This window comes from Streptomyces sp. NPDC050388 (genome assembly GCF_040655635.1).
Classification (GTDB): Bacteria; Actinomycetota; Actinomycetes; order Streptomycetales; family Streptomycetaceae; genus Streptomyces.
The window spans coordinates 20039-44150 of record NZ_JBFAKH010000028.1 but is presented as its reverse complement, the minus strand read 5'-3'; the positions used below and the strand labels follow the sequence as shown (position 1 = coordinate 44150).

Annotated in this window: 20 protein-coding genes; 12 read left to right on the top strand and 8 right to left on the bottom strand. The window is 72.3% G+C overall.

Annotation, left to right across the window (positions count from 1 at the left end):
- Positions 1-175: 175 nt before the first annotated feature.
- Positions 176-391 carry a type A2 lantipeptide gene (locus tag AB0I73_RS18195; RefSeq protein WP_363038472.1) on the bottom strand — a complete coding sequence of 72 codons (216 nt, stop codon included), beginning with the start codon at positions 389-391 and terminating at the stop codon, positions 176-178.
- 640 nt (positions 392-1031) lie between these two features.
- On the opposite strand from AB0I73_RS18195, the gene AB0I73_RS18190 reads away from it, so the two are divergent.
- Positions 1032-2372, top strand: coding sequence for a S1 family peptidase (locus AB0I73_RS18190; RefSeq protein ID WP_363038470.1), 1341 nt, complete (start codon positions 1032-1034; stop codon positions 2370-2372).
- 147 nt (positions 2373-2519) lie between these two features.
- Here the strand turns inward: AB0I73_RS18190 and AB0I73_RS18185 are convergent, their stop codons facing one another.
- The gene (locus tag AB0I73_RS18185) at positions 2520-4664 is read right to left on the bottom strand and encodes a GAF domain-containing SpoIIE family protein phosphatase (protein WP_363038468.1); all 2145 of its coding nucleotides are present in this window, start codon (positions 4662-4664) and stop codon (positions 2520-2522) included.
- 201 nt (positions 4665-4865) lie between these two features.
- Here AB0I73_RS18185 and AB0I73_RS18180 point away from each other — a divergent pair, with 201 nt between their 5' ends.
- From AB0I73_RS18180 to AB0I73_RS18160, 5 genes are all read left to right on the top strand, one after another.
- Positions 4866-7316 (top strand): SpoIIE family protein phosphatase, encoded by a 2451-nt coding sequence (locus AB0I73_RS18180; RefSeq protein ID WP_363038466.1) that lies wholly within the window; start codon positions 4866-4868, stop codon positions 7314-7316.
- Between the two features lie 203 nt (positions 7317-7519).
- Entirely contained in the window at positions 7520-8587 is a 1068-nt protein-coding gene (locus AB0I73_RS18175) for a glucose-1-phosphate thymidylyltransferase (RefSeq protein ID WP_109378760.1), read from the top strand.
- Positions 8584-9561: a dTDP-glucose 4,6-dehydratase gene (gene rfbB, locus AB0I73_RS18170; protein ID WP_363038464.1), complete on the top strand. Its 978-nt coding sequence runs from the start codon at positions 8584-8586 to the stop codon at positions 9559-9561. Before AB0I73_RS18175 ends, rfbB begins: the two co-directional genes overlap by 4 nt.
- Positions 9558-10445, top strand: coding sequence for a dTDP-4-dehydrorhamnose reductase (gene rfbD, locus AB0I73_RS18165; protein WP_363038462.1), 888 nt, complete (start codon positions 9558-9560; stop codon positions 10443-10445). Before rfbB ends, rfbD begins: the two co-directional genes overlap by 4 nt.
- Positions 10432-11235 carry a class I SAM-dependent methyltransferase gene (locus AB0I73_RS18160; protein ID WP_363038460.1) on the top strand — a complete coding sequence of 268 codons (804 nt, stop codon included), beginning with the start codon at positions 10432-10434 and terminating at the stop codon, positions 11233-11235. The genes rfbD and AB0I73_RS18160 overlap by 14 nt, the downstream gene beginning before the upstream one ends.
- Here the strand turns inward: AB0I73_RS18160 and rfbC are convergent.
- Both rfbC and AB0I73_RS18150 read right to left on the bottom strand, forming a co-directional pair.
- The gene (gene rfbC / locus AB0I73_RS18155) at positions 11225-11833 is read right to left on the bottom strand and encodes a dTDP-4-dehydrorhamnose 3,5-epimerase (RefSeq protein WP_363038555.1); all 609 of its coding nucleotides are present in this window, start codon (positions 11831-11833) and stop codon (positions 11225-11227) included. The two genes, AB0I73_RS18160 and rfbC, sit on opposite strands and share 11 nt — an antisense overlap.
- Before the next feature lie 2 nt (positions 11834-11835).
- Positions 11836-13773, bottom strand: a complete 1938-nt coding sequence (locus AB0I73_RS18150; RefSeq protein ID WP_363038459.1) for a glycosyltransferase family A protein — start codon at positions 13771-13773, stop codon at positions 11836-11838.
- A 214-nt stretch (positions 13774-13987) separates the two neighbouring features.
- Between AB0I73_RS18150 and AB0I73_RS18145 the strand changes: the two genes are divergently transcribed.
- The gene (locus tag AB0I73_RS18145) at positions 13988-14491 is read left to right on the top strand and encodes a metallophosphoesterase (RefSeq protein WP_363038457.1); all 504 of its coding nucleotides are present in this window, start codon (positions 13988-13990) and stop codon (positions 14489-14491) included.
- A gap of 240 nt (positions 14492-14731) precedes the next feature.
- Here the strand turns inward: AB0I73_RS18145 and AB0I73_RS18140 are convergent, their stop codons facing one another.
- A complete protein-coding gene (locus AB0I73_RS18140) occupies positions 14732-15097 on the bottom strand; it encodes a nuclear transport factor 2 family protein (protein WP_363038455.1) in 366 nt (121 codons plus the stop codon).
- Between the two features lie 121 nt (positions 15098-15218).
- Complete coding sequence (locus AB0I73_RS18135; RefSeq protein ID WP_363038453.1) at positions 15219-16973, bottom strand: ABC transporter ATP-binding protein; 1755 nt, start codon at positions 16971-16973, stop codon at positions 15219-15221.
- 172 nt (positions 16974-17145) lie between these two features.
- Between AB0I73_RS18135 and AB0I73_RS18130 the strand changes: the two genes are divergently transcribed.
- From AB0I73_RS18130 to AB0I73_RS18115, 4 genes are all read left to right on the top strand, one after another.
- Complete coding sequence (locus AB0I73_RS18130; RefSeq protein WP_363038451.1) at positions 17146-18234, top strand: S-(hydroxymethyl)mycothiol dehydrogenase; 1089 nt, start codon at positions 17146-17148, stop codon at positions 18232-18234.
- Positions 18234-18863: an MBL fold metallo-hydrolase gene (locus tag AB0I73_RS18125; RefSeq protein WP_363038449.1), complete on the top strand. Its 630-nt coding sequence runs from the start codon at positions 18234-18236 to the stop codon at positions 18861-18863. Before AB0I73_RS18130 ends, AB0I73_RS18125 begins: the two co-directional genes overlap by 1 nt.
- Positions 18864-19000: 137 nt before the next feature.
- The gene (locus tag AB0I73_RS18120; protein ID WP_363038447.1) at positions 19001-19927 is read left to right on the top strand and encodes an SDR family oxidoreductase; all 927 of its coding nucleotides are present in this window, start codon (positions 19001-19003) and stop codon (positions 19925-19927) included.
- A 47-nt stretch (positions 19928-19974) separates the two neighbouring features.
- On the top strand, positions 19975-20772 hold the full coding sequence (locus AB0I73_RS18115) for an SDR family NAD(P)-dependent oxidoreductase (protein WP_363038445.1): 798 nt from the start codon (positions 19975-19977) through the stop codon (positions 20770-20772).
- Between the two features lie 52 nt (positions 20773-20824).
- On the opposite strand, the gene AB0I73_RS18110 is transcribed toward AB0I73_RS18115, so the two are convergent.
- A complete protein-coding gene (locus tag AB0I73_RS18110; RefSeq protein WP_363038443.1) occupies positions 20825-22027 on the bottom strand; it encodes a Gfo/Idh/MocA family oxidoreductase in 1203 nt (400 codons plus the stop codon).
- Positions 22028-22351: 324 nt separating this feature from the next.
- On the opposite strand from AB0I73_RS18110, the gene AB0I73_RS18105 reads away from it, so the two are divergent.
- Positions 22352-22537 carry a hypothetical protein gene (locus AB0I73_RS18105; RefSeq protein ID WP_109378756.1) on the top strand — a complete coding sequence of 62 codons (186 nt, stop codon included), beginning with the start codon at positions 22352-22354 and terminating at the stop codon, positions 22535-22537.
- 52 nt (positions 22538-22589) lie between these two features.
- On the opposite strand, the gene AB0I73_RS18100 is transcribed toward AB0I73_RS18105, so the two are convergent.
- Positions 22590-23912 carry a S1 family peptidase gene (locus AB0I73_RS18100; protein ID WP_363038441.1) on the bottom strand — a complete coding sequence of 441 codons (1323 nt, stop codon included), beginning with the start codon at positions 23910-23912 and terminating at the stop codon, positions 22590-22592.
- Positions 23913-24112: the final 200 nt, after the last annotated feature.

Sequence of the window (24112 nt, the reverse complement as noted above, 5' to 3'; positions counted from 1 at the left end):
CTGCGTGAACTCTGCGAAGGACGGCGGGGTACGGCTCGGCTGAGCCGGCGGGGCGACCGGCCGGGGGTGCCGGGTCCTGTCGTGACGTCCCGTCCGCCGGGGCGACGGGACCTGGAGCAACGCCGAGCCCCGGAGCCGGGGGGTGGCTCCGGGACTCAGTGACACAAGGGCGCGATCAGAGACCGGCGACCAGGTTCGTGACCGGGGCGGTGTTCAGGCCGGTGACACCTTCGACGGTGCCGACGGCCGTGTTGGCCAGGCCGGAGACCGGGGCGATGCCGTCCACCGTGCCCGTGACGGTGTTCACGGCGTTCACGGACAGGCCGCCGGAGACGTTGTCGAGCTCGGCGTCGGAGATCTCGACGGTCTCGACCTGGGGGGTGGAGTTCATGATGGAGCTTCCCTTCGTATGGATATGGCACAAGGGGGGAGAGCGGCCTCCTCTGGGGACAGGGGAAAGCCGCGACCGCGAGCGCCGGACCCCGGCGCGCCGGATGCCCGGAACGGCCTTGCGGTGCGATGGATCAAAGCACGCCCCGGCTGCGGGCTTCCAATCAAACAAACCTCCCACCAGCGAACTTGCGGCTTTGAGGCGCTCAAGAGTGCAGAGAAGGGCACGGCCCGGTGGCGACTTCTTCACATGGCTCACGGCATCGGCCCGTCCCACCGCTTGCGCCCCCGGGCCGGAATCCGGCACACCGGCCCCAAAGGTGTGAGCGGGGCGGCCGGCCCGTGGGCGACTTCCGGCTCCGGTGACCGCGTTGGGAAGTCGATGTGCAGATTCACTGAAGCCGGGATTCCGCTCACCGTCCACGACGGAGCGTGCGCACCCGATCGCGGTGCGTGCCGCTGTCGGGTGGCTGCCCAAACAGTCTGCGAGGCACACGAGTTGGCCGATTCTGCGGAGTGAACCCGGTGTTCGCAAAAGGATTTGAACGCCCTGCCGGACCCGTGCGTACCAACAGCCATCCAGGCGCCGACAGCCGCCGAACGGCGGCACGACTCCGGTCCCCCCCAGGAGGTCGAGAAGTTTGAGTCACAAGCGAATTCCGAAGCGCAAGGCCGCGATAGCGGTGGGCGGTGTGGTGGCGCTCGGCGCCGCCGCGATCCTGCTCCCCAACGCCAACGCGTCACAGGACGGCGCGACGGACGGCGCCGCGGCGACGGCGCCGCCGAAGACACTGAAGGCCACGGACGCCTCGGATCTCGCCTCGCAGCTCGCCGGGCTCCTCGGCGACGCGTTCGCCGGTTCCTACTACGACGGGGGCAAACAGCAGCTCGTCGTCAACGTCGTACCGGGCGACGACAACAACGTGATCGTGCAGGCGAAGAAGGCGGGTGCGACCGTCCGCGAGGTCGACAACAGCATGACCGAGCTGGAGGCTGGCGCGCAGACGCTGAAGACCGAGGCGACCATCCCCGGCACCTCGTGGGCCGTCGACCCGCGCACCAACAAGATCCTGGTCACCGCCGACTCCACGGTGACCGGCGACAAGTGGGACAGGCTGGAGTCCACCGTGCGGGGCCTCGGCTCCGGCATGGCGACCATCAAGAAGTCCGCGGGCACGTTCAGGACGTTCGCCTCGGGCGGGGACGCCATCTTCGCCGCCAACTCCCGCTGCTCCCTCGGCTTCAACGTCACCGCGGGCGACGGCACCCCCGCCTTCCTGACGGCCGGTCACTGCGCGCTCGGCGGGCGGCAGTGGTCCGACCAGCAGGGCGGCGCCCCGATCGCCACCATCGACCAGGCCGTCTTCCCCGGCGAGGGCGACTTCGCGCTCGCCAAGTACGACGACCCGACCACGCAGGCGCCGAGCGACGTCGACGTCGGCGGCCAGACCGTCCAGATCACCGAGGCCGCCGAGGCCACCGTCGGCCAGGAGGTGTTCCGGATGGGCAGCACCACCGGGCTCGCCGACGGTCAGGTGCTCGGTCTCAACGCCACGGTGAACTACCCGGAGGGCACGGTCACCGGTCTCATCCAGACCGACGTCTGCGCCGAGCCCGGTGACAGCGGCGGCTCGATGTTCACCCAGGACGGCCTCGCGATCGGCCTGACCTCGGGCGGCAGCGGCGACTGCACCGTCGGCGGCGAGACGTTCTTCCAGCCGGTCACCACTGCCCTGGCCGCGGTCGGCGCGACCCTCGGCGAGGGCGGCGCGGGCGCGGGCGCCGACGACCAGGCGGGCGGCGAGGACGCCGGTGACGGTGAAGCCGACGGTGAGATCGGCGGTGAGGACGCCGCTCAGGAAGCCGGTGACGGAGCGGGCCAGGACGTCGGCCAGGGGGCCGGCGACGGAGCCGGACAGGGGGCCGGATACGGCGCCGACCGGGATGCGGAGGACGGTGGCGGTCAGAGCGGAACCCACTGACCGGAACCCACTGACCGGGACCCGCCCGACCGCACCGGGCGGAGCGCCCACGGTGGGCTGCCGCCCCGGACCCTCGCCACGCGACCGTGGCAGGGTCCGGGGCGGCACCGCGCGGGGCGGCACCGCGCGGGGCGGCCGAGGGCGGGCTCAGTCCGGAGGCAGCGCCCTGAGCAGGAGCAGCGCGACATCGTCCACCCGCCCCTCCGGACGCGCACCGTGCTGGACCAGGGCGTCGGCGAGGTCGTCCAGGGGACGGTCCCCGAGGCCGGTGAGGCGGCGGCCCAGACCGGCCAGCGCGTCCTCGAAGTCGGTGCCGGGTGATTCCACCAGTCCGTCGGTGTAGAGGACGAGGAGCGCCCCGGGGGAGAGGTCCACCTCGGTCGTCGGATACGTCGCCGAACCGTCGATGCCCAGCAGCGGGCCGCCGGCCAGGTCCAGCACCCGCACCCGGCCGTCCGGCCTCCTCAGCAACGGCGGCGGATGGCCCGCCCTGGACATCACGGCCCGCCCGCGCACGGGATCGAGCCGCAGATACAGGCAGCTCGCGAACAGCTCGGAACCCAGCTCGAGCAGCAGCCGGTTGGTGCTGCGCATCACCTCCTCGGGCGGCTGCCCGACCGTCGTGTACGCGCGGACCGCGGTGCGTACCTGCCCCATCAGCCCGGCCGCCGTCACGTTGTGCCCCTGCACGTCCCCGATCACCGCCGCAGCCGTCCCCCGCGACGGCACCAGATCGTAGAAGTCGCCCCCGATCTCCATTCCCTGAGTGGCCGGCAGATAGCGGGCCGCCGCTTCGATCCCGGCCAGCGACGGCAGCGTGTGCGGCAGCAGCGCCGCCTGCAGCCCGTGCGCCAGCCGGTGCTTGGCGTCGTAGAGCAACGCCCGCTCCAGCGCCTGGGCGATCAGCCCGGCCAGGCTCGTCAGCACCGCCCGCTCCTCCGTCGTGAAGCGGTGCGGCGAGGCGTAGGCCAGCACGCACGTCCCCACCGGACGCCCCGAGGCGATCAGCGGCAGATAGGCCCACGACGAGAAGCCCGAGGGGTTCACGACCAGGACCGGATACAGGCGCTCCAGTTCCTCCCGGGACTCGAAGAACGCGGGCACACCGGTGCGCAGCACCTGAGCGCCGGGGGTCGGTTCGGACAGCGGCATCCCGTCGTACCGCTCGACGACGGGCGGATCCGGATACCCGCGGTGCCCGAGGACGAGCAGCCGTCCCGCCCGTGAGCCGAGGATCACCAGTCCCTGACTGCCCACCGCCGGGGCGATCTGGTCCGCGACCAGTTGCACCACGTCCTGCACGCCCACCGCCTCGGTCAGCGTGCCGGCCAGGTTCAGCACCTGGGAGATGGTGACGAGCCGGGCCGGAGCGGTGCCCGACTGTCGCGCGGCCCGGTTCGTGTCCACCGCGGTACGGGCCCGGTTGATCCGGACACTGAGCCCCGTCGTACTCGGATACATCCGGAACGACAGCCACTCGTCGGGCGGGCGCAGCGCCACGAACGACGTGGTGTGCTGGCTGAGCAGCGCGGCCCGGTAGTGCTCCTCGTACACGGGATCGTTCAGCCACGGTACGGTCGCCCACAGCTGGGCGCCGAGCAGCCGGTCGACCGGGGTGTCCAGCAGGTTCGCCGCGGCGGCGTTGGCGAAGCCGACCCGCCCGTTCAGATCGAGCGAGCACAACCCGTACGGCAGCCGGGCCGCCATCCGCGCCGCCTCCACCGTGCCGAGCGTGTCGGCCAGGCCGCTCACCAGCGGCGCGGCCAGCAGATCCGGCTCCGAAGGAAGCGGCAGACTCTCCTCGGCGGCACGCTCCAGCCGCGCCGCGAGACGGTCGCAGGCGGTGGTCAGGTGATCACGCTCCCCCTCGGACAGCTCCGGCGGGCGGTCGCCGGGCCAGGTCACGAACACCGCGCCGTAGGCCCTGGTCGCGGTGGCCACCGGCAGCGCGGCCAGCGAGAACCGGTACGGCAGCACCACGGCGATCCGGGGATAGCGTCGCGCCATCTCCTCCTCGCCGCCCACCCAGACCAGGCGCCGCTCGCGCACCGCGTCGGCGACCGGGATCGGCGCGCTCAGCGCCACCCGCTCCCAGGGCGCCGCGAACGCCCGGGGAAGCCCCGCCACCACCGCCATCTCCAGCACCGGCCGGTCCGGCGCGACCAAGTACACCCCACCGGAGTGGGCGTGCACCTCGTCCATCATCTCGGTGAGCGTCAGGGAGAGCAGCGGACGGCCGACCGGGGCCTGCGCACCCGGCCGCACCCGCGCGGAGGACTGCCTCTCGGACACGCCGACCACCTCCTCGCTCGGCCGCGTCGCCCGCCCCGAGAACCCAATCTCCCCCCTGCGGGCCCGCCCCGCACGGCGAGCCGCGCGGCACCCGGTCCGCTCCGGCGCGCCCCGCGGGTCCGTCCCGGTCGGATTCCTGTCGGACCGCCGGAACGCGACGGGATGCCGCAGGGGCTGCGCGGGGCCCGTACAAGCGCTGTAATGGCCAACGTGGTCGGTGAGGGCGCTGCGGGACGCAGCACGAGAACGCTGCGCGCGGAAGCCGCCCTGACGGCGATCACCACCGAACCGGAGACACCGGACCGGTTGCGCCGGGTCCTGGAACAGGCCCTCGTCTTCGCCGGCGCCGCGCTCGTCGCCGTGTACACGCCCAGCGCGGAGGGCGAGCAGCTGCTCCTGGTCGAGTCGGCCGGGATCCCGCGGACCCTGTGCGGGGTGCGCGACAGCCACTCCGTCGCCGGGCGCTCCCCGGCCGCCGAGGCCGTGCGCGGCGGCCGGCCGGTGTGGCTCGGACCGACGGAGCTCGCCGCCCGGGCCCAGGCGCGGCGCGTACCCGCTCGTGACTTCTCCCTCGCCGCCCTGCCCGTGCGCCACGATCCCGGGGGCTGTCTGCTCGCCCTCAGCGAGCGCCCCGGCGGCTTCGACCCCGAGGACCGGGTCTGCCTGGGGCTCGTCGCCGACTCGGTCGCCTTTCCCGGGGCGCCGGCCGCCGACGGCGGCGGCGAGCTGCCGCCGGACACCTTCAGCCTCGCCGTGGACACCGGACGGGTCCGGCTGGGCGACGAGGTCCTGAACCTGTTCGGCCTCGGCCCGGACGACTTCGACGGCCGGGTGGAGACCCTGATGGGGCTGACCGTGCCGGAGGACCTGCCCTCCGTGATGTCGGTGGTCGAGGCCGACCACCTGACCGTCGGCGAGCGCGAGCTGGAGTTCCGGGTGCTGCAGCCCACCGGCCCGCCGAAGTGGCTCCGGCTCCGCGGTCGGCTGCTGCAGGGCGGAGAGGGCCGTCCGGCCCGCCTCGTGGGCTCCGTCGCCGACGCGTCCACGCTGCGCTCCGAGGTCACCGACGTGGCCCGGGTGCAGCGCCTCGCCGCCGCACTCGCCACCGCGGTCACCGTCCGCGAGGTCGGCGGGGCCGTGGTCGCCGCCCTGCGCGGGCCGCTCGGGGCCGACCGGATCGCGGTCGCCGAACTGGAGGGCGACCGGCTCGTCGTCACCGTCCTCGACCCGCCGGAACCGGATGCCTGGCCGGAACTGTGGCGCGCGGAGTGGCGCACCGAATGGCCCGAGGCACCGGTGCGCACCATGCCCACCCTCGCCGCCGTCCTGCGCGAGGGCCGGCCCCGGATCTGGCCCGCGGGCAGCCCGCTGGAGACCTCCCTCGCCGAGGTCGGACCCGGCGGCCTCGCCGTGCTGCCGCTGCCCGCCGGCAACCGGATGGCCGGCGCCTGCCTCATCGGCTGGGACGCCCCGCACGACTTCGGAGCCGACGAACGCGCCCTGCTCACGGCCGCCGCCGGCCTCGCCGGACAGGCCCTGATGCGGGCCCGTGCCTTCGACGCCGAGCACGAGCTGGTCGGCATGCTCCAGCGCCAGCTGCTGCCGCGCCGGCTGCCCCGGCTGCCCGGCGCGGTCGCCGTCGCCCGCTATCTGCCCAGCACGGTCGGCCTGGAACTCGGCGGCGACTGGTACGACGTGATCCCGCTGCCCGACAACCACGTCGCCCTGGTCATCGGCGACGTCCAGGGGCACAGCGCGGGCGCCGCCACCCTCATGGGACAGATGCGCACCGCGCTGCGCGCCTACGCCGTCGAGGGGCACGCGCCCGACGTGGTGGTGTCGCGCGCCAACCGGTTGCTCATCGACATGGAGAGCGACCTCTTCGCGACCTGTTGCTATGTCGACGTCGACCTGGAGGAGGGCTCCGCCTGGTGCGTACGCGCCGGGCACCTGCCGCCGGTGCTGCGGCACCCGGACGGCCGCACCGAGATCGCGGAGGCGGAGGGCGGCCCACCGCTCGGCGTCATGACACAGGCCGACTTCCCGATGAGCCCGCTCCGGCTCCAGCCCGGCACGACCGTCGCCCTCACCACGGACGGCCTGGTCGAGTCCCACGAGGCCGACATCGACGAGGGCATGGACGACTTCGCCAGCCGGCTCGCCGCCGCCGACCCGGCCCACCTCGGGCTCGTCGCCGACGCCCTGCTCGGCAGGGCCGCGCGCAGCGACGACGTCGCCCTGCTGCTGATGCGCTACGACGGCATGGCCCTGCGCCCGCTGCGGGAGAGCTGGACGGTGTGGCGGGTGCCCCGGGCGGTGGGCCACGCCCGCCGCTTCACCCGGCGCACCCTGCGCTCCTGGGGCGCGACCGAGGACCTCGACACCGCCCTGCTCGTCGTCTCCGAACTGGTCACGAACGCCCTCGTGCACACCGAGGGACAGGTCCGTCTCGACCTCACCCTCGTCGGCGACCGGCTCCGCCTCGCGGTCGCCGACGCCTCGCCGCGCAGTCCCGTCAAGCCGAGCAGCATCGGCTGGGAGGCCACCGGAGGCCGCGGCATCCTGCTCGTCGAGGCGGTGTCGGCGGCCTGGGGGACGCTCCCGGTCAGCGGCGGCAAACAGGTGTGGGCGGAACTCGTCCCGCGCCGGTGAGCGCGTGGTGTCACCGGCCGTCGACGACGGTCCCGACGCCCGGGTCATCCCTTCGAGTGACACGGCCGACGAGCGCGACACGGCCCCGTGTCCACCGTCGCGGGCCGGAACCACGGCGACTGGACGGCTCTCCTTGGGAATTTCGCAATGAACCGTTAAAAGAAGCGACGTTCCATCCGCCGCGCACCACTATGGTGAGTCAGATGAAGGCTCTCGTGCTGTCCGGCGGCGCCGGAACCCGGCTGAGGCCGATCACCCACACCTCGGCCAAGCAGTTGGTGCCCGTGGCCAACAAGCCCGTGCTTTTCTACGGGTTGGAATCGATCGCGGACGCGGGTATCACCGAGGTCGGGATGATCGTCGGCGACACGGCCGCTGAGATCGAGAACGCGGTGGGCGACGGTTCGAAGTTCGGCCTGCAGATCACCTACATCCCCCAGGAGCAGCCACTGGGGCTGGCGCACGCCGTGCTGATCGCCCGCGAATGGCTCGGCGACGACGACTTCGTGATGTACCTCGGCGACAACTTCATCGTCGGTGGCATCACCGGCCTCGTGGAGGAGTTCCGCAGACACCGGCCCGACGCGCAGATCCTGCTCACCCGGGTCGCCGACCCGCGCTCCTTCGGTGTCGCCGAACTCGACGCGGGCGGGCAGGTGATCGGCCTGGAGGAGAAACCCGAGCGTCCCAAGAGCGACCTCGCCCTCGTCGGCGTCTATCTGTTCACGCCCGCCGTCCACGACGCGGTGCGCGCCATCAAGCCGTCCTGGCGCGGCGAACTCGAGATCACCCACGCCATCCAGCACCTGATCGACTCCCGCGCCGAGGTGCGCTGCACCGTCATCCAGGGCTACTGGAAGGACACCGGCAACGTCGTCGACATGCTGGAGGTCAACCGGTCCGTCCTCGAAGGGATCGAGCGCCGGATCGACGGCGACGTGGACACCGCTTCCGAGACCATCGGCCGGGTGGTGGTGGAGGAGGGGGCCCGGATCAGCAACTCGCGCGTCGTCGGGCCCGCCGTCATCGGCGCCGGTACCGTCGTCAGCGACTCCTACGTCGGACCGTTCACCTCCGTCGCGGAGAACTGCCGGATCACCGACAGCGAACTCGAGTTCTCCATCGTGCTGCGGGACTCCTCGATCGAAGGCGTCCGCCGCATCGAGTCCTCACTGATCGGCCGTCACGTCGAGGTGACCCCGGCCCCCAGCGTCCCCAGCGCCCACCGACTCGTCCTCGGAGACCACAGCAAGGTGCAGATCCATTCATGAACCTCCTCGTCACCGGAGCCGCCGGCTTCATCGGCTCCCGCTACGTCCGTACGCTGCTCGCCGCCGACGCCCCCGAGGCGCCGAGGATCACCGTGCTGGACGCGCTCACCTACGCCGGCACCCTCGACAACCTCGAACTCGACCACCCCCGGCTGGAGTTCGTCCACGGCGACATCCGCGACGCCGACCTCGTCGACAAACTGACCGCCGAGGCGGACCAGGTGGTCCACTTCGCCGCCGAGTCCCACGTCGACCGCTCCATCCTCACCGCGTCCGACTTCGTCCTCACCAACGTGGTCGGCACCCAGGTCCTCCTCGACGCCGCCCTGCGCCACGGCGTGGACACCTTCGTGCACGTCTCCACCGACGAGGTCTACGGATCGATCGCGTCCGGCTCGGCGACCGAGGAGTACCCCCTCGAACCCAGCTCGCCCTACTCCGCGTCCAAGGCCTCCTCCGACCTGCTCGCCCTGGCCTACCACCGCACCCACGGTCTGGACGTCCGCGTCACCCGCTGCTCCAACAACTACGGGCCGCACCAGTTCCCCGAGAAGGTCATCCCGCTGTTCGTCACCAACCTCCTCGACGGCGGGAAGGTCCCGCTCTACGGCGAGGGCCTCAACGTCCGCGACTGGCTGTACGTGGACGACCACTGCGCGGGCATCGACCTCGTGCGGACCGGAGGCCGGGCCGGCGAGGTCTACAACATCGGCGGCGGCACCGAACTCACCAACAGGGACCTCACCGGGCTCCTCCTCGAAGCCTGCGGGGCCGGCTGGGAGAGGGTCGAGCACGTCGAGGACCGCAAGGGCCACGACCTGCGGTACTCCGTCGACTGGAGCAAGGCCCGCGACGAACTCGGCTACCGCCCACGCCACGACTTCACCACCGGCCTCGCCGAGACCGTCGCCTGGTACCGCGACAACCGCGACTGGTGGGAGCCCCTCAAACGGCGCGTCGCGGAGCAGCCATGAAGTGGCTGGTCACCGGGGCGGGCGGGATGCTCGGCCGGGACACCGTCGACGAACTGACCCGGCGCGGCGAGCGGGTGACCGCTCTCGACCGGGCCGCCCTCGACATCACCCGGGCCGAGGCCGTCGAGCGGGCGTTCACCGAGCACCACCCCGACATCGTGGTCAACTGCGCCGCGTACACCGCCGTCGACGACGCCGAGACCGACGAGGAACGCGCCACCCGGATCAACGGCGACGGACCCCGTCTGCTGGCCCGCACCTGCGCCACGCACGGCGCCCGGCTGATCCATGTCTCCACCGACTACGTCTTCTCCGGCGACGCCCGCGCCACCCCCTATCCCGAGGACCACCCGACCGCCCCGCGCACCGCCTACGGCCGCTCCAAACTCGCCGGCGAGCGGGCCGTGCTGGAGGAGCTGCCCGGCGCGAGCGCCGTCGTGCGCACCGCTTGGCTGTACGGGGTCCACGGCAGAAACTTCGTGCGGACGATGATCGGTCTCGAGGCCCGCCGCCCCACCGTCGACGTCGTCGACGACCAGCGGGGGCAGCCCACCTGGAGCGTGGACGTCGCCGAACGCATAGCCGACCTCGGCCCTCGCCTCGGCGACGACGTGCACGGAGTCTTCCACGCCACCAGCTCCGGCGAGGCCACCTGGTACGAGCTGGCCGGGGAGGTGTTCCGGCTGATCGGCGCCGACCCCGAGCGGGTGCGGCCCACCACCGGCGCGGCCTTCCCCCGGCCCGCCCCGCGCCCCGCGTACAGCGCCCTCGCACACGGCCGCTGGCAGGACATCGGCCTGCCCGCACCGCGCGACTGGCGCGTCGCCCTGCACGAAGCACTGCCCCGCATCCGCAAGGAGAGTCCCCTTCGTGAAACGCCATGAGTTCCTGCGGGAACTGCACAAGGCCAGCGCCAACCGCAACTACCTGGAGATCGGCGTCAACGACGGCCGCAGCCTGCGCCTGTCACGCGTCCCCAGCATCGCGGTCGACCCCGCCTTCAAAGTCGTCTCGGAGCTGAAGTGCGACGTCCACCTGGTGAAGGCCACCAGTGACGACTTCTTCGCCCGTGACAACCCGCTGGCCCACCTCAAGGGCGGCCGCCACCCGCTGCGCAACCTCCGCCGCGGTCGCAGCCCCATCGGACACTGGCGGCGCACCACGCTCGACCTGTCGTTCATCGACGGCATGCACCTGTTCGAGTACGCCCTGCGCGACTTCATGAACGTCGAGAAGCACTCCGACTGGGCCAGCGTGATCGTCCTCGACGACATGCTGCCGCGCAGCGTCGACGAGGCGGCCCGGGACCGGCACACCACGGCCTGGACCGGTGACGTCTACAAGATCACCGAGGTGCTGACGCGCTACCGGCCCGACCTGGTCACCGTCCTGGTCGACACTCAGCCCACCGGCCAGCTCGTGGTCTTCGGCGCCGACCCGGACAACACCGTGCTGCACGACAAGTACGACGAGATCATGGCCGAGTACAAGGTGCCCGACCCGCAGAAGGTCCCCGAGACGATCCTGGAGCGGGCCGGCGCGGTGCCGCCCGAGGCACTGATCGAGGCCGGCTTCTGGCGCCCGCTCACCCAGGCCCGCAACCGCGGTCTGCCGCGGCGCCTGGGCTGGGAGCCCCTGCGCCGCGCGCTCGACCAGGTCGGCGTCAGCCGCTGAGCCCCCTGCCGCGCAGCTCTTCGTAGCGTGCGCGGCAGGCCTCGTACGAAGGCAGCAGGCCGAGGCGCTCCGCCTCGGCCAGCGTGGGCGCCTGCTCGTCCTTCGACGACAGCACCGGGTCGATGCCCTCCGGCCAGGCGATGCCCAGCGCCGGGTCCAGCGGATGCACCCCGTGCTCGCGGCCCGGTGCGTAGCCCGTCGAGCACAGGTACACCACCGTCGCGTCGTCGGTGAGCGCCATGAAGGCGTGCCCGAGCCCCTCGGCCAGGAACACCGCGTGCCGGGTGTCGTCCTCCAGCCGCACGGCCTCCCACCGCCCGTACGACGGGGACCCCACCCGCAGGTCGACCACCACGTCGAGGACCGTGCCGCGCACACAGGTCACGTACTTGGCCTGACCGGGCGGCACCTGAGAGAAGTGCACCCCGCGCAGCACCCCGCGGCGCGACACCGAGCAGTTGGCCTGTGCCAGGGACAGGTCGTAGCCCGTCGCCTCGCGGAACTCCTCACCCCGGTACCACTCGTGGAAACTGCCCCGGTCGTCCGGGAAGACCTTGGGCTCCAGCACCCAGGCCCCTTCCAACTCCAGTGCGCGCACCGTCATCGCCTTCCGTCGATCAGTGGAGCCACCCTCCTCCGGGCGGCGCCGAGCATCCGCCGCGCCCTGCGCGCCAGCTTCCGTACGGCACCGGGGCGCGGAATCGGCACCACCAGCACTTCGCTTCCGCCGGTGCGGAGCGCGAACGGCAGCCCCTCGAAGCGCGGTTCGGCGGCGTTCGGGTCCAGGCAGAGCGCGACCCGCCAGACGCCCCGGGGGAGCCCCGAGGGCAACGTCGCCTCCAGCCACGTCCCCGGCCGTTCCGGTTCACCGGCCAGCGTGCCCGGCGCGTACAGGATCCGGCCGCCGGACGAGAACCGGAGCCGCACCCCGGTGCCGTCGTCGGCGTGCAGCGGCACCCGGGCGCGCAGCCGCGCCCCCGAGACCGTCACGTCCGGCCGCCGCACCCGGCCGAGACCGAGCCGCCTGCCCCGGACGGCGACGTCCAGGGAGAGATTGCCGTGCGGCTCCGTCCAGTACGGCAGGAACGCCCGGCCCGCGGCGACGCCCGCGTACGGCTCGGGGCGGGTGGCGCGCGGGGCCGGGCCCAGCCGGCACTCCTTGGTCCAGCCGCCGAGCTTGACCCGTACGACGGCGTCCCGGACCCCGTCACCGGGGAGCGTGCCCGGGTCGACCCTGGCGGTCGCACGCAGCACCAGCCGCACCCGCTCGCCGTCGCCGACGGGCACCGTCTCCCGGGTGAACTCCACGGGCTGGAAGTACTGCGCGGAGCTGGCCCGTTCACGCAGCAGCAGATCCGCCGTGGCCTGGTCGAAGCGGGCCGCGGTCTGAGCACCGACCCACGCCACCGCCTCCTCCACGTTCTTCGGCGTGTCGGTCAGCGGGGCAGGGGCGGCATCGGCGGGGAACGTCATCGGGGCGCCCGCGGAGACGTACTCGGCGGTGAAGCCGAGACGCAGTGAACCGCCCTCCCACTCCACACCCGTGGGCACAGCCGTCGGCGCGACCCCGGCCTCCCACTTGGCGAAGGCCACCACGTCGTCGTACCGGTCCGCCGCCGTCAGCGAGGCGACCACCTGCTGCGTCGGCTGGAGTCCGGCCGCGACAGCCGGGCCGAACCGCTCGACGACCACCTTGTGGATCTCCGTGAACAACTCCCTGCGGTAGTCGTCCGGCAGCCCCAGCAGCCGCCGGGCCCGCAGCCGCTCCACCATCTCCACCCGCAGCCAGCGACGGAACAGCCTGTCACGCACCGGACCGGGCTCGGTGTACCGCTCGACCACGTCGAGCGCCTCGCGGAGGTTCTTGAAGTAGCCCACCGGGTCGAAGCGCTGGAAACCGGCGTTGGAGGCGTCGTCGCGTCTGATGTGGTAGTAGCAGACGTAGTCGCTGAGCACGGAGACGTTGGCCGCCCGCAGATACGCCTCCGCGACGAAGACGTGGTCCTCCAGGCGCCGCCGCCCCTCCGGGAAGCGCAGCCCGATGTCGTCGAGGAACGCCCGGCGGAACATCTTGTGCGGGGTGAGGCTGTCGATCAGCGGCGCGTTCTCCACCGTGGCGCGCGGATGGTTGCGGCGGAACAACTCCACCGGCACACCGCGGTTCTTGCCGGCCATCTTGCCCACGACGACATCCGCGCCGTTGGCCACGCCGTAGGCGTACATCCGCTCCAGGGCCTCGTCGCCCAGGTAGTCGTCGTTGTCGACGAACATCACGAACTCGCCCCGGGCGGCGGCGATCCCGACGTTGCGCGGTTTGCCGGACCAGCCGGAGTTCTCCTGGTGGATCACTCGCATCCGGGGGTCTTCGGCGGCCAGCCGGTCGAGCCGTGCCGGCGTCCCGTCGGTGGAGCCGTCGTCGACGAAGATCGCTTCGTAGGAGTCGGGCGGCAGCGACTGCCGCCGCAGTGAGGAGATGCAGTCCTCGATGTAGATTCCCGGGTTGTAGACGGGAACGATGACGCTGACCTTGACCGGCATCTGGATTTGTGGCCCTTCGGGTCGCTTGCCGTCGAACGGGCGGCTTGTCGTGCGTTGCCCGATCGTAGCTCCGTGGCCACCGTGGTCCCGCCTTTCAAACGCCGTCGAGACCGTGCCGTGATCATCCCTCGGAAACCGCGCCGATCGGCGTGCCCGAGCGCCCACTTGGGCGTGGCGACGCGCGCCCTCCGGGACAGACCCTAGGGTGCTGGACGTGCGACTGCTCCTGATGTCCGACACCCACCTGCCCCTACGGGCGAAGCAGCTGCCCGCGCCCCTGCTCGACGAACTGCCGCGGGCCGACGTCGTGTTCCACGCGGGGGACTGGGTCGACACGGCCACGCTCGACCTGCTCGAGAGTCGCAGCCGCCGGCTCGTCGCCGTCTATGGGAACAATGACGGGCCCGAACTGCGCGCCCGTCTGCCGGAGATCGCGTACGCCGAACTCGACGGCCTGCGCTTCGGCGTGGTGCACGAGACGGGGCCCGCGCGGGGCCGGGAGGCCCGGTGCGCCGTGCGCTTTCCCGACCTGGACGTACTGGTCTTCGGGCACAGCCACATCCCGTGGGACTCCACCGCCGCCACGGGGCTGCGTCTGCTCAACCCGGGTTCACCGACGGACCGCCGCCGACAGCCCCACCACACCTATCTCACCGGCACGATCACCGACGGCCGGCTCGTCGATCTGGAACTGCACCGGCTGCCACCACGCCGCTGACATCGGCTCCCGGGGCATCCGCGCCCGTCGGGCACCGATCACCGGCGCCCGACGGGCCGGACCGCTTCGTTCCGGTGGAAGCGGCCCGGACGCTGCGAGTAGTTGCTCTGTCACGGACCTCCTTCCCGCGATCGGAGGTGATACGAGCCCGCTTACCCGCCCCAGCCGGGTTCACACACCCTATTTGTCTTATTCATCGCGTTCGCCGGATTCGCTGGGTCAGGCTTCGTCTGCGGCGGATCACTCGTCCCAGGCCTGGATCATCGTCTGCTCGGTGATCTTGCCGTCCCGCAGCGAGATCATCGACTCCGAGAGCACCCGCACCCCGTCGGGGTACACGCAGCTCTCGCTGTACGCGGCATGATCGCCCTGGACGACGCACCGCTCCAGCCGGTGCGTCATGTCACGGCTGTACACGTCGTCGAGCATGGCGGCTATCTCGTCCCGGCCGTGCAGGACCTTCGGGTTGCTGGGCTGGGTGGTGCGGTCCACGATGCGCAGTTCGGCGTCGTCCGCGTAGAGCGAGACCATGGGCGCCGACGTCTGCGCCTCGATGCCCCGGCGCAGTGTGTCGGTGCCGAAACCGGCTTCTGCCGAGGATGTCATGACGGCCTCCTTGGGGGCCTCGGCCCGGTCCCGAGCGGGCCACGCCGGGCCTCTCCTCCGAGACTCCTCCGGCCCGGTGGGCGCCGCAAGCCCGGCCCGCGCGGCGCACCCCCGGGAGGGATCACCCGCTCGTCGCCAGGAACTGCGTCGCCGCCAGCTCCGCGTACAGCGGATCGGCGGTCACCAGCTCACGGTGGGTCCCGACCGCGCGGACCCGGCCGGCGTCCATCACCACGATCCGGTCGGCCGTCGTCACCGTCGACAGCCGGTGCGCGACGACCAGCACCGTCGTCGTACGGGCCACGTCGGCGACGGTGTCGCGCAGCGCCGCCTCGTTCACCGCGTCGAGCTGCGAGGTGGCCTCGTCGAGCAGCAGCAGCCGAGGGCTGCGCAGCAGCGCGCGGGCGATGGCGACCCGCTGCCGTTCCCCGCCGGACAGCTTGGTGCCCCGGTGCCCGACCAGGGTGTCGAGCCCGTCCGGGAGCCTGGCCACCAGCCCGCCGAGCCGGGTCGTCTTCACCACTCGCGCCACGGCGTCGTCGTCCGCCTCCGGGTTCCCGAGCAGCAGGTTGTCGCGGAGGGAGCCCGACAGCACCGGAGCGTCCTGCTCCACATATCCGATCGAGGACCGCAGCTCCGGCAGCTCCCAGTCGGCCAGATCGCGTCCGTCGAGGGTGATCACGCCTGCCTCGGGGTCGTAGAAGCGTTCGATGAGGGAGAAGACGGTGGTCTTGCCCGCGCCGGACGGGCCCACGAACGCGGTCATGCCCTGAGCGGGCACGGTGAACGTCACCCCGTGGTGGACGTACGGCAGATCGTCGGCGTAACGGAAACGCACGTCCTCGAAGGCGAGCGCGGCGGGAGCGGTGCCCGGCGTCGGCAGGGGCGCGGTACCGGCCGCCGGCTCGGCGGGCAGCCGCAGCGCCTCCTGGATGCGCGCCAGCGCGGCGCTGCCCGTCTGGTACTGCGTGATCGCGGCGACGACACTCTGGATCGGAGCCATGAGATAGAAGACGAACAGCAGGAACGCCACCAGCGTGCCGATGTCGATGGCGTCCGTCGCCACCCGCGCGCCCCCCACCGCGAGCACCGTGATGAACGCGACCTGCATCGCGAGCCCGGCCGTGTTGCCCGCCGCGGCCGACCACCTGGCGGCGCGTACGCTCTGCCGCCACGACTCCTCGGCGGCCGCGTGCAGCGCGCGTTCCTCCCGCGGCTCGGCTCCGGACGCCTTCACCGTGCGCAGCGCGCCCAGGACCCGCTCCAGCGAGGCGCCCATCACGCCGACCGCGTCCTGCGCCCGCCGGCCGGCCCGGCTGATGTGGGGCACGATCACGCCGAGTATCGTCCCCGCGCCCACGATCACGGCGAGGGTGACCGCCAGCAGCACGGGGTCGACGAAGCCCATCAGCACGACGGTCGCGATCAGCGTGAGGCCGCCCGTGCCGAGGCCCACCAGTGAGTCGGTGGTGACCTGGCGCAGCAGTGTGGTGTCGGAGGTGATGCGGGCCATCAGGTCGCCGGGCTCGCTGCGGTCCACGGCCGTGATGCGCAGCCGCAGCAGATACGACGACAGCGAGCGCCGCGCCCCGAGCACCACCGACTCCGCGGTGCGCCGCAGTACGTACGACCCCAGCGCGCCCAGCACGGCGTTGGCGACGACGAGCGCCGACATCAGCAGCAGCGCGCCGGTGATGGCCCGGTCGGCCGACAGGTCGTCGATCAGCTCCCGGGCGACCAGCGGCAGCATCAGCCCGGTCGCCCCCGTCAGCAGGGACAGCGCGGCCCCGCCCAGCAGGGCCCACCGGTGCGGTCGTACGTATCCGAGGAGCGCCCGCCAGGCGGGCGGACCGGTCTTCTGCGCTGCGATGCTCACGTCGCTCCCTGGGCCTCGGGCGGAAGGCTCAGGCTACGCCGCGGGGGCCGGGCCGTGACCCGGCGGGCGGACCGCACAGGCGCCGCGACCTGCCACGGAGCCCACCGGTCGAGTCGCCCGCAGGTCGCGTAGGGTCTCAAGTACGTACACCGGAAGATGAAGGAGCAGCATCATGGCGCAGGAAGTACGCGGCGTGATCGCACCGGGCAAGGACGAGCCGGTACGCATCGAGACGATCGTCGTACCCGACCCGGGACCGGGCGAGGCGGTCGTCCGCATCCAGGCCTGCGGTGTGTGCCACACCGACCTCCACTACAAACAGGGCGGCATCAGCGACGACTTCCCCTTCCTGCTCGGCCACGAGGCCGCGGGCGTGGTGGAGTCGGTGGGCGACGACGTCACCGACGTGGCACCCGGTGACTTCGTCGTCCTCAACTGGCGTGCGGTGTGCGGCAAGTGCCGCGCCTGTCTGCGCGGACGCCCCTGGTACTGCTTCGACACGCACAACGCCAAGCAGAAGATGACCCTCGCCTCGACGGGCCAGGAACTCTCCCCGGCCCTGGGCATCGGAGCCTTCGCCGAGAAGACCCTCGTCGCCGCCGGACAGTGCACCAAGGTCGACCCCGAGGTCGCCCCGGAGGTCGCCGGCCTGCTGGGCTGCGGCGTGATGGCCGGCATCGGCGCCGCGATCAACACCGGCAACGTCGGCCGCGGCGACAGTGTCGCCGTCATCGGTTGCGGCGGCGTCGGCGACGCGGCCATCGCCGGGTCCCGGCTCGCCGGAGCGGCGAAGATCATCGCCGTCGACATCGACGACCGCAAGCTGGAGACCGCCCGCTCCATGGGCGCCACCCACACCGTCAACTCCCGTACGTCCGACCCCGTCGAGGCGATCCGCGGACTCACCGGCGGCTTCGGTGCCGACGTCGTCATCGAGGCCGTCGGCCGCCCCGAGACGTACCAGCAGGCCTTCTACGCTCGCGACCTGGCCGGCACGGTCGTCCTCGTCGGCGTGCCCACCCCGGAGATGAAGCTCGAACTGCCGCTCCTCGACGTGTTCGGCCGCGGCGGCTCCCTGAAGTCGTCCTGGTACGGCGACTGCCTGCCCTCGCGGGACTTCCCGATGCTCATCGACCTGCATCAGCAGGGCCGCCTGGACCTCGGCGCGTTCGTCACCGAGACCATCCAGCTCGACGAGGTGGAGAAGGCCTTCGAGCGGATGCACAAGGGCGACGTCCTGCGCTCGGTGGTGGTGCTCTGATGGCTGCCCGCATCGAACACCTCGTCACCTCGGGCCAGTTCAGCCTCGACGGCGGCACCTGGGACGTCGACAACAACGTGTGGATCGTCGGCGACGACCACGAGGTGATCGTCATCGACGCCGCGCACGACGCCGACGCCATCGCCGAGGCGGTGGGCGACCGCCGGTTGAAGGCGATCGTGTGCACCCACGCGCACAACGACCACATCGACGCCGCTCCCGCCCTCGCCGAGCGCACCGGGGCCAAGATCTGGCTGCACCACGACGACCTGCCGCTGTGGAAGCAGACCCACCCCGACCGCGACCCCGACGCCTGGCTGGTCGACGGCCAGGTGATCGAGGCGGCCGGCGCCGACCTCACGGTGCTGCACACCCCCGGGCACGCGCCGGGCTCGGTCTGCCTGTACGACCCCGGCCTGGCCACCGTGTTCACCGGAGACACCCTCTTCCAGGGCGGCCCCGGTGCCACCGGCCGTTCGTTCTCCCACTTCCCGACGATCATCGACTCGATCCGCGACCGACTGCTGACGCTCCCGCCGGAGACCGAGGTCCGCACCGGTCACGGAGACTCGACCACCATCGGCGCGGAGGCGCCGCACCTCGAGGAGTGGATCGCCCGCGGCCACTGACGCCCCCGGCCCCGGCGCCTCGCGGAAGACTCGCCGGGAAACCGGGAAACCGGGAAACCGGAAAAGGCGACAGAGGATGTCCGGCTTACCCGTCACTCTCGTAGCGACAGCAGATCGCTGATGGCGGGAGGCCGGACATGCCGGGGCAGTGGGCAGCATCGTTGAAGGACAAGGTGGCGCTGGTCGCCGGGGCGACCCGGGGGGCCGGACGGGGCATCGCCGTCGAACTGGGCGCGGCGGGTGCCACCGTCTACGTCACCGGACGCAGCACCCGCGAGCGGCGCTCCGAGTACGGCCGCCCCGAGACCATCGAGGACACCGCCGACCTGGTCACCGAGGCCGGCGGCCGGGGCATCGCCGTCCCCACCGACCACCTGGACCCCGCCCGGGTCAAGGCCCTCGTCGACCGCATCGCCGCGGAGCAGGGCCGCCTCGACGTCCTCGTCAACGACATCTGGGGCGGTGAGCACCTCTTCGCGTGGGACACCCCCGTCTGGGAGCACGACCTCGACAAGGGGCTGCGCCTGCTCCGGCTCGCGGTGGAGACCCACGCCGTCACCAGTCACCACGCCCTGCCGCTGCTGCTGAGCCACCCCGGCGGGCTGGTCGTCGAGGTCACCGACGGCACCGCGGACTACAACCGCGACACCTACCGCGTCTCCTTCTTCTACGACCTCGCCAAGACGTCCGTCCTGCGCATGGCCTTCGCCCTCGGCCACGAACTCGGTCCGCGCGGCGCCACCGCGGTCGCGCTCACCCCGGGCTGGCTCCGCTCCGAGATCATGCTCGACGAGTTCGGCGTGCGGGAGGACAACTGGCGGGACGCCCTGACCCGCGTCCCCCACTTCGCCATCTCGGAGACCCCGCGCTACGTGGGCCGGGCCGTCACCGCACTCGCCGCCGACCCGCGGGTGTCCCGCTTCAACGGCACCTCCCTCTCCAGCGGCGGCCTCGCCCGGGAGTACGGCTTCACCGACCTCGACGGCAGCCGCCCGGACGCCTGGCGTTACCTGGTCGAGGTCCAGGACCCGGGCAAACCCGCGGACACCGCCGGCTACCGCTGACGTCCCGCCCCTACCAGGGTGATCGTCCGGCGCAGTAGCGTTCCCGCATGACGACGGAGACAGGGCGCTTCGCGGGATACGGCATTCTGATCACGGGCGCGGCCCGTGGCATCGGGGCGGCGACCGCCCTGCGGTTCGCACAGGAGGGGGCGCGGGTCCTGGTCGCCGACGTGGACGGTGCCGAGGCCGGGCGCACCGCGTCGGCGCTGTGCGAGCGAGGCCTGGCGGCCGAGGGCGTCACCTGCGACGTGGCGGAGCGCGCGTCGGTCGAGGCAGCCGTCGCGCATGCGGTGGACGCCTTCGGCTCGCTCGACGTCCTGGTCAACAACGCCGCCCACTGCACACCGGACGCCCCCCTCTTCGAGGACGAGCCGGACGAGGTCTGGGCCCGCGACCTCGACATCACCCTCACCGGCGCGTACCGCTGCTGCCGTGCCGCGCTCCCGCATCTCGCCGCCTCCGGCCGGGGTGCCGTCGTCACCATCGGTTCCGTCAACGGCGTCCAGGACTTCGGCAACCACGGTTACAGCGCGGCCAAGGCGGGTCTGGCCTCCCTCACCCGTACCCTCGCCGGTCACGCCGGGCCCCGGGGCGTCCGGGTCAACCTCGTCGCTCCGGGCACGGTGCGCACCAGGGCGTGGGCGGGCCGGGACGAGTCCCTCGCGGCGGTGCGCGGGCTCTATCCGCTGCGCCGGGTGGGCGAGCCGGAGGACATCGCGGCCGCCGTGGCCTTCCTCGCCTCCCGCGACGCGTCGTGGATCACCGGCACCACCCTGGTGGTCGACGGGGGTGTCACGGCGGTCAACTCGGGATTCCGTCAGGCGCTGGCGGGGCCGGAGAGCTGAGCCGGGCACCCGGTGCGGCGGGACCCGGCTCACGGGCCGAAGGCCCGGGAGGTCAGAGGGGCGGGGCGTCGCCGAAGTCCGGGATCTCCAGCCTGGCGCCGCCCTGCAGTGCGGACTGGTGGGCGATGATGCCGGGCAGCGTGTAGCGGGCGGCGACCCAGGCGTTCACCGGCGGCAGGGTGCGGGTGTTCACCGCGGTCACGAAGTCGTCCGCGAGGAAGTGGTGGCTGCCCTCGTGGCCGTTGGCCAGGTGGTCGAACGCGCGCGGGAGCCGGGCGCGGTCGTGCACCGCCGCCGAACCGGAGGTGAAGGCGGCGCGCAGTTCCGGCGCGACGTGCTCGAGGGAGGGATCGTCGGGGGACAGCGTCGGCTTGGGCTCCAGCAGCTCGGTGATGTCCTGGACCCCACTCTTGTCCTGCCACAGCGCGACCGTGGCGAGCTGCTCCATGCTCGCCTCCGTGCCGAAGAACCGGAATCGCGATTCCCTGATGTGCGAGGGATAGCCGACCCGCCGGAACTCGTTGGTGCGGAACGCGCCGCCGCCCGCCACCTCGAACAGGGCGGTGGCGTTGGAGAAGTCGTTGTCGAACTGGCTGATCTCCCTCTCGAAGACGCCGTCCCCGCGGTCGTCCCTGACTCCGATCGCGCAGACCCCGACCGCGTGCGTCCGCCAGGCCCCCAGCACCCCGCCCACCGCGTGCGTCGGGTACAGCATCGGGGGATAGCTGGCGGTGGCCTTCCAGTTGTCGCCGCCGCTGTACCGGTACGCCTCGTAGAAGCCCAGGTCCATGTCGTGGACGTAGTCGCCCTCGGCATAGAACAGCCGCCCGAAGGCACCGGCGGCGATCCGGTCGCGGGCGTGGACCGTGGCCGGGTGGTACTGGCTGGTCTCACCCATCATGTACGTCAGCCCGGTCGTCTCGACCGCGTCGATGATCGCCGCGACCTCCTCCGTACGGATCGCCATGGGGACCGCGGAGTACACGTGCTTGCCCGCGTTCAGGCCCTGGAGCACCAGGGGCCCGTGGGTCCAGCGCTGGGTGAAGATCGCGACCGCGTCGATCCGCGGGGACTCCAGCATGGCCTCGTACGACGGGAAGGTGCCGGCGAGGCCCCGCGCGGTGACGAGCCGCTGGGCCCGTTCGGGCAGCAGGTCGGTGACGTGGATGTCGCCGACGCCGGGGTGCGCCTGGAACAGGGCGGCGAACCGGCCCGAGAACTGGCCGGCGCCGACGATACCGAGCGAGAACGTCATGGCGAGCGTGCCCTTCACTGGGAGTGAATGAGGTCGATCCGCGACGCGTGAGCGGTGATCGAGACCGCGGTGCCGTGCGGAGTGCCGGAGAACACGATGCCGCAACGGCCCTCTTCTCGTGGGCCCTTGTCCGACGCCGACCCGTTCACGCAAGTCGCCGGGAGAAGTGGGGCGGGGCGGGCCGCGAAGGGGCGGGCGGCGGTCCGGGATGTGAACTCCCCCACGTCGCACGGCAGATGGACGTGATCAGTGACACTGTCCGCCATGTCCGATCTGCCGGGCCTGTTCGTCGTTACTCACGCGGCTTTCACATCCGGGGGTCGTATGCTTCACAGCATGTCCACCACTCTTGAACCCTCCTCCGAGCGATCGGCTGCCGAGGTCAACGAGGAGATTCGGGCCCTGTGGCTCCGGTCGGGCGGGACACTGAGCGGCGAGCAGCGCGCGGAGTACCAGCGGCTCGTCCAGGAGTGGGCCTCGGCCCTTCCGCGGCGGGCCGAGGCGGCCTGAGCGCCGCACGGGCCCGCTGCCCCTCGCCCACGCTCCTTCCCCCGGACGGGCCCTAGCCCCACGTCGCCGAGTAGTGGCGCCGGTACGCCTTGCGGTCCTGTTCCGTGCGGATCCAGCGGGTTGCCACCAGTGCCGCCAGACTGCCCCCGATGACCAGCGTGCCGGGGCCGACCGCACGCGGGTCGGCCAGGCGGGACAGCACGGTCGAGGCGGCGTCCTCCGTCGCCGAGGAGCCCGGTGACGCGGCGTCCGGGGCCACCGCGCCCTGCGTCGCCGGCGGAGCCGCCGTGTCCGAGCCGTCGCCGGCCCTCGGGGCCACGATGAGATCCACCTTGAGCTGCGACAACGCCTTCGTGACCGGTTGGAAGAACGTCGTACCGCCCGCCTGCCGACAGTCGCCGCTGCCGCCCGAGGTCACGCCGAGCGCGATGCCCTCGGAGAACATCGGGCCGCCGCTGTCACCGGGCTCGGCGCACACATTGGTCTCGATGAGCCCGCTGACCGTGCCCTCCGGGTAGTTCACCGTCGCGTTGAGCGCGGTCACCTCCCCGTCGCGCAGCCCGCTGGTGCTGCCGCTGCGGAAGATCCGCTGACCGACCTCGGGATCTCCCACCCCCGTGATCCGTACGCCCCGTCCGTCACCGATCGCCACCACGCCCGCGCCCTCGCCCGCCTGGCCGCCGTCGTACTCGATCAGGGAGTAGTCGTCGCCGGGGAAGCTGCCGCCGACCGTGGTCCCGACCTTCTGCCTGCCCTGGTCGTCGGCGAACCAGACGGAACCGTCGGGTCCGCAGTGTCCCGCCGTGAGGATGAAGTCACGCTTGCCGTTGGTCACGTTGAAGCCCGCGGAACAGCGCCCGGCGGTCGACAGGATGGGCACCGCCCCGTTGAGCCGGGTGGTGAAGGTGCCCCCGGTGCGCTCCATGCGGACGAATCCGCCCACCCCCTCCGCGACCCGGGTCAGCTCGGACCAGTCGTCCGCGGACACCGTGCTGTCGCCGCGGACCACCACCTCGTTGGACCGGTAGTCCATGGACCAGGCCGTTCCGGGTACGCGCGGTGCCGAACGCAGAGTCTGCGTGGCCGACTTCAGGTCGCGCATGCTGTGGCGCACCATCTTCGGGTCGGCGCCGGCCTTCCGTACCTCGGCCGCCGCCTTCTCGTCGGTGACCGCGACGACCGTCCGCCCCTCGGCGTCGAGCCAGCTGCCCGCGGTGCGGGAGGCGCCCAGCCGGGAGACGAGTTCGGAGCCGGGGCCGGTGGCCTCCTCGGCGGCGTAGGGAACCGTGTCCGGCTCCGGTGGCTCACTCGCGACGGCGCGGGTCACCATCGTTCCTCCGAGGAGGAGTCCGCCGACGGCTGCCAGCCGTGTCATTCGCCGGACGACCCGTCGTCGTGCGTGCCTCATGCATGACTCCCGAACCAGAACAGCGCGGTGCGAACACCGCGGGGCCTCCCCTGAGTCGAGCGCCCTCTCTCCATACGCGCGCGGGCCCCGTCGTGTTCACCGCCGCCGTGATCCGAGAATATGCGGCCGCGTCGGCCGGGCGTATGCCGCCGGTCAGGCCCTGGGTG

What these genes read in the sequence shown, in the direction of transcription:
- AB0I73_RS18120 (WP_363038447.1), top strand. Translation starts at nt 19,001, where the DNA reads ATGCCGGGGCAGTGGGCAGCATCGTTGAAGGACAAGGTGGCGCTGGTC.
- rfbD (WP_363038462.1), top strand. Translation starts at nt 9,558, where the DNA reads ATGAAGTGGCTGGTCACCGGGGCGGGCGGGATGCTCGGCCGGGACACC.
- AB0I73_RS18100 (WP_363038441.1), bottom strand. Translation starts at nt 23,912, where the DNA reads ATGACACGGCTGGCAGCCGTCGGCGGACTCCTCCTCGGAGGAACGATG.
- AB0I73_RS18105 (WP_109378756.1), top strand. Translation starts at nt 22,352, where the DNA reads ATGCTTCACAGCATGTCCACCACTCTTGAACCCTCCTCCGAGCGATCG.
- AB0I73_RS18125 (WP_363038449.1), top strand. Translation starts at nt 18,234, where the DNA reads ATGGCTGCCCGCATCGAACACCTCGTCACCTCGGGCCAGTTCAGCCTC.
- AB0I73_RS18180 (WP_363038466.1), top strand. Translation starts at nt 4,866, where the DNA reads ATGGCCAACGTGGTCGGTGAGGGCGCTGCGGGACGCAGCACGAGAACG.
- rfbB (WP_363038464.1), top strand. Translation starts at nt 8,584, where the DNA reads ATGAACCTCCTCGTCACCGGAGCCGCCGGCTTCATCGGCTCCCGCTAC.
- AB0I73_RS18175 (WP_109378760.1), top strand. Translation starts at nt 7,520, where the DNA reads ATGAAGGCTCTCGTGCTGTCCGGCGGCGCCGGAACCCGGCTGAGGCCG.
- AB0I73_RS18195 (WP_363038472.1), bottom strand. Translation starts at nt 391, where the DNA reads ATGAACTCCACCCCCCAGGTCGAGACCGTCGAGATCTCCGACGCCGAG.
- AB0I73_RS18110 (WP_363038443.1), bottom strand. Translation starts at nt 22,027, where the DNA reads ATGACGTTCTCGCTCGGTATCGTCGGCGCCGGCCAGTTCTCGGGCCGG.
- AB0I73_RS18115 (WP_363038445.1), top strand. Translation starts at nt 19,975, where the DNA reads ATGACGACGGAGACAGGGCGCTTCGCGGGATACGGCATTCTGATCACG.
- AB0I73_RS18150 (WP_363038459.1), bottom strand. Translation starts at nt 13,773, where the DNA reads ATGCCGGTCAAGGTCAGCGTCATCGTTCCCGTCTACAACCCGGGAATC.
- AB0I73_RS18130 (WP_363038451.1), top strand. Translation starts at nt 17,146, where the DNA reads ATGGCGCAGGAAGTACGCGGCGTGATCGCACCGGGCAAGGACGAGCCG.
- AB0I73_RS18140 (WP_363038455.1), bottom strand. Translation starts at nt 15,097, where the DNA reads ATGACATCCTCGGCAGAAGCCGGTTTCGGCACCGACACACTGCGCCGG.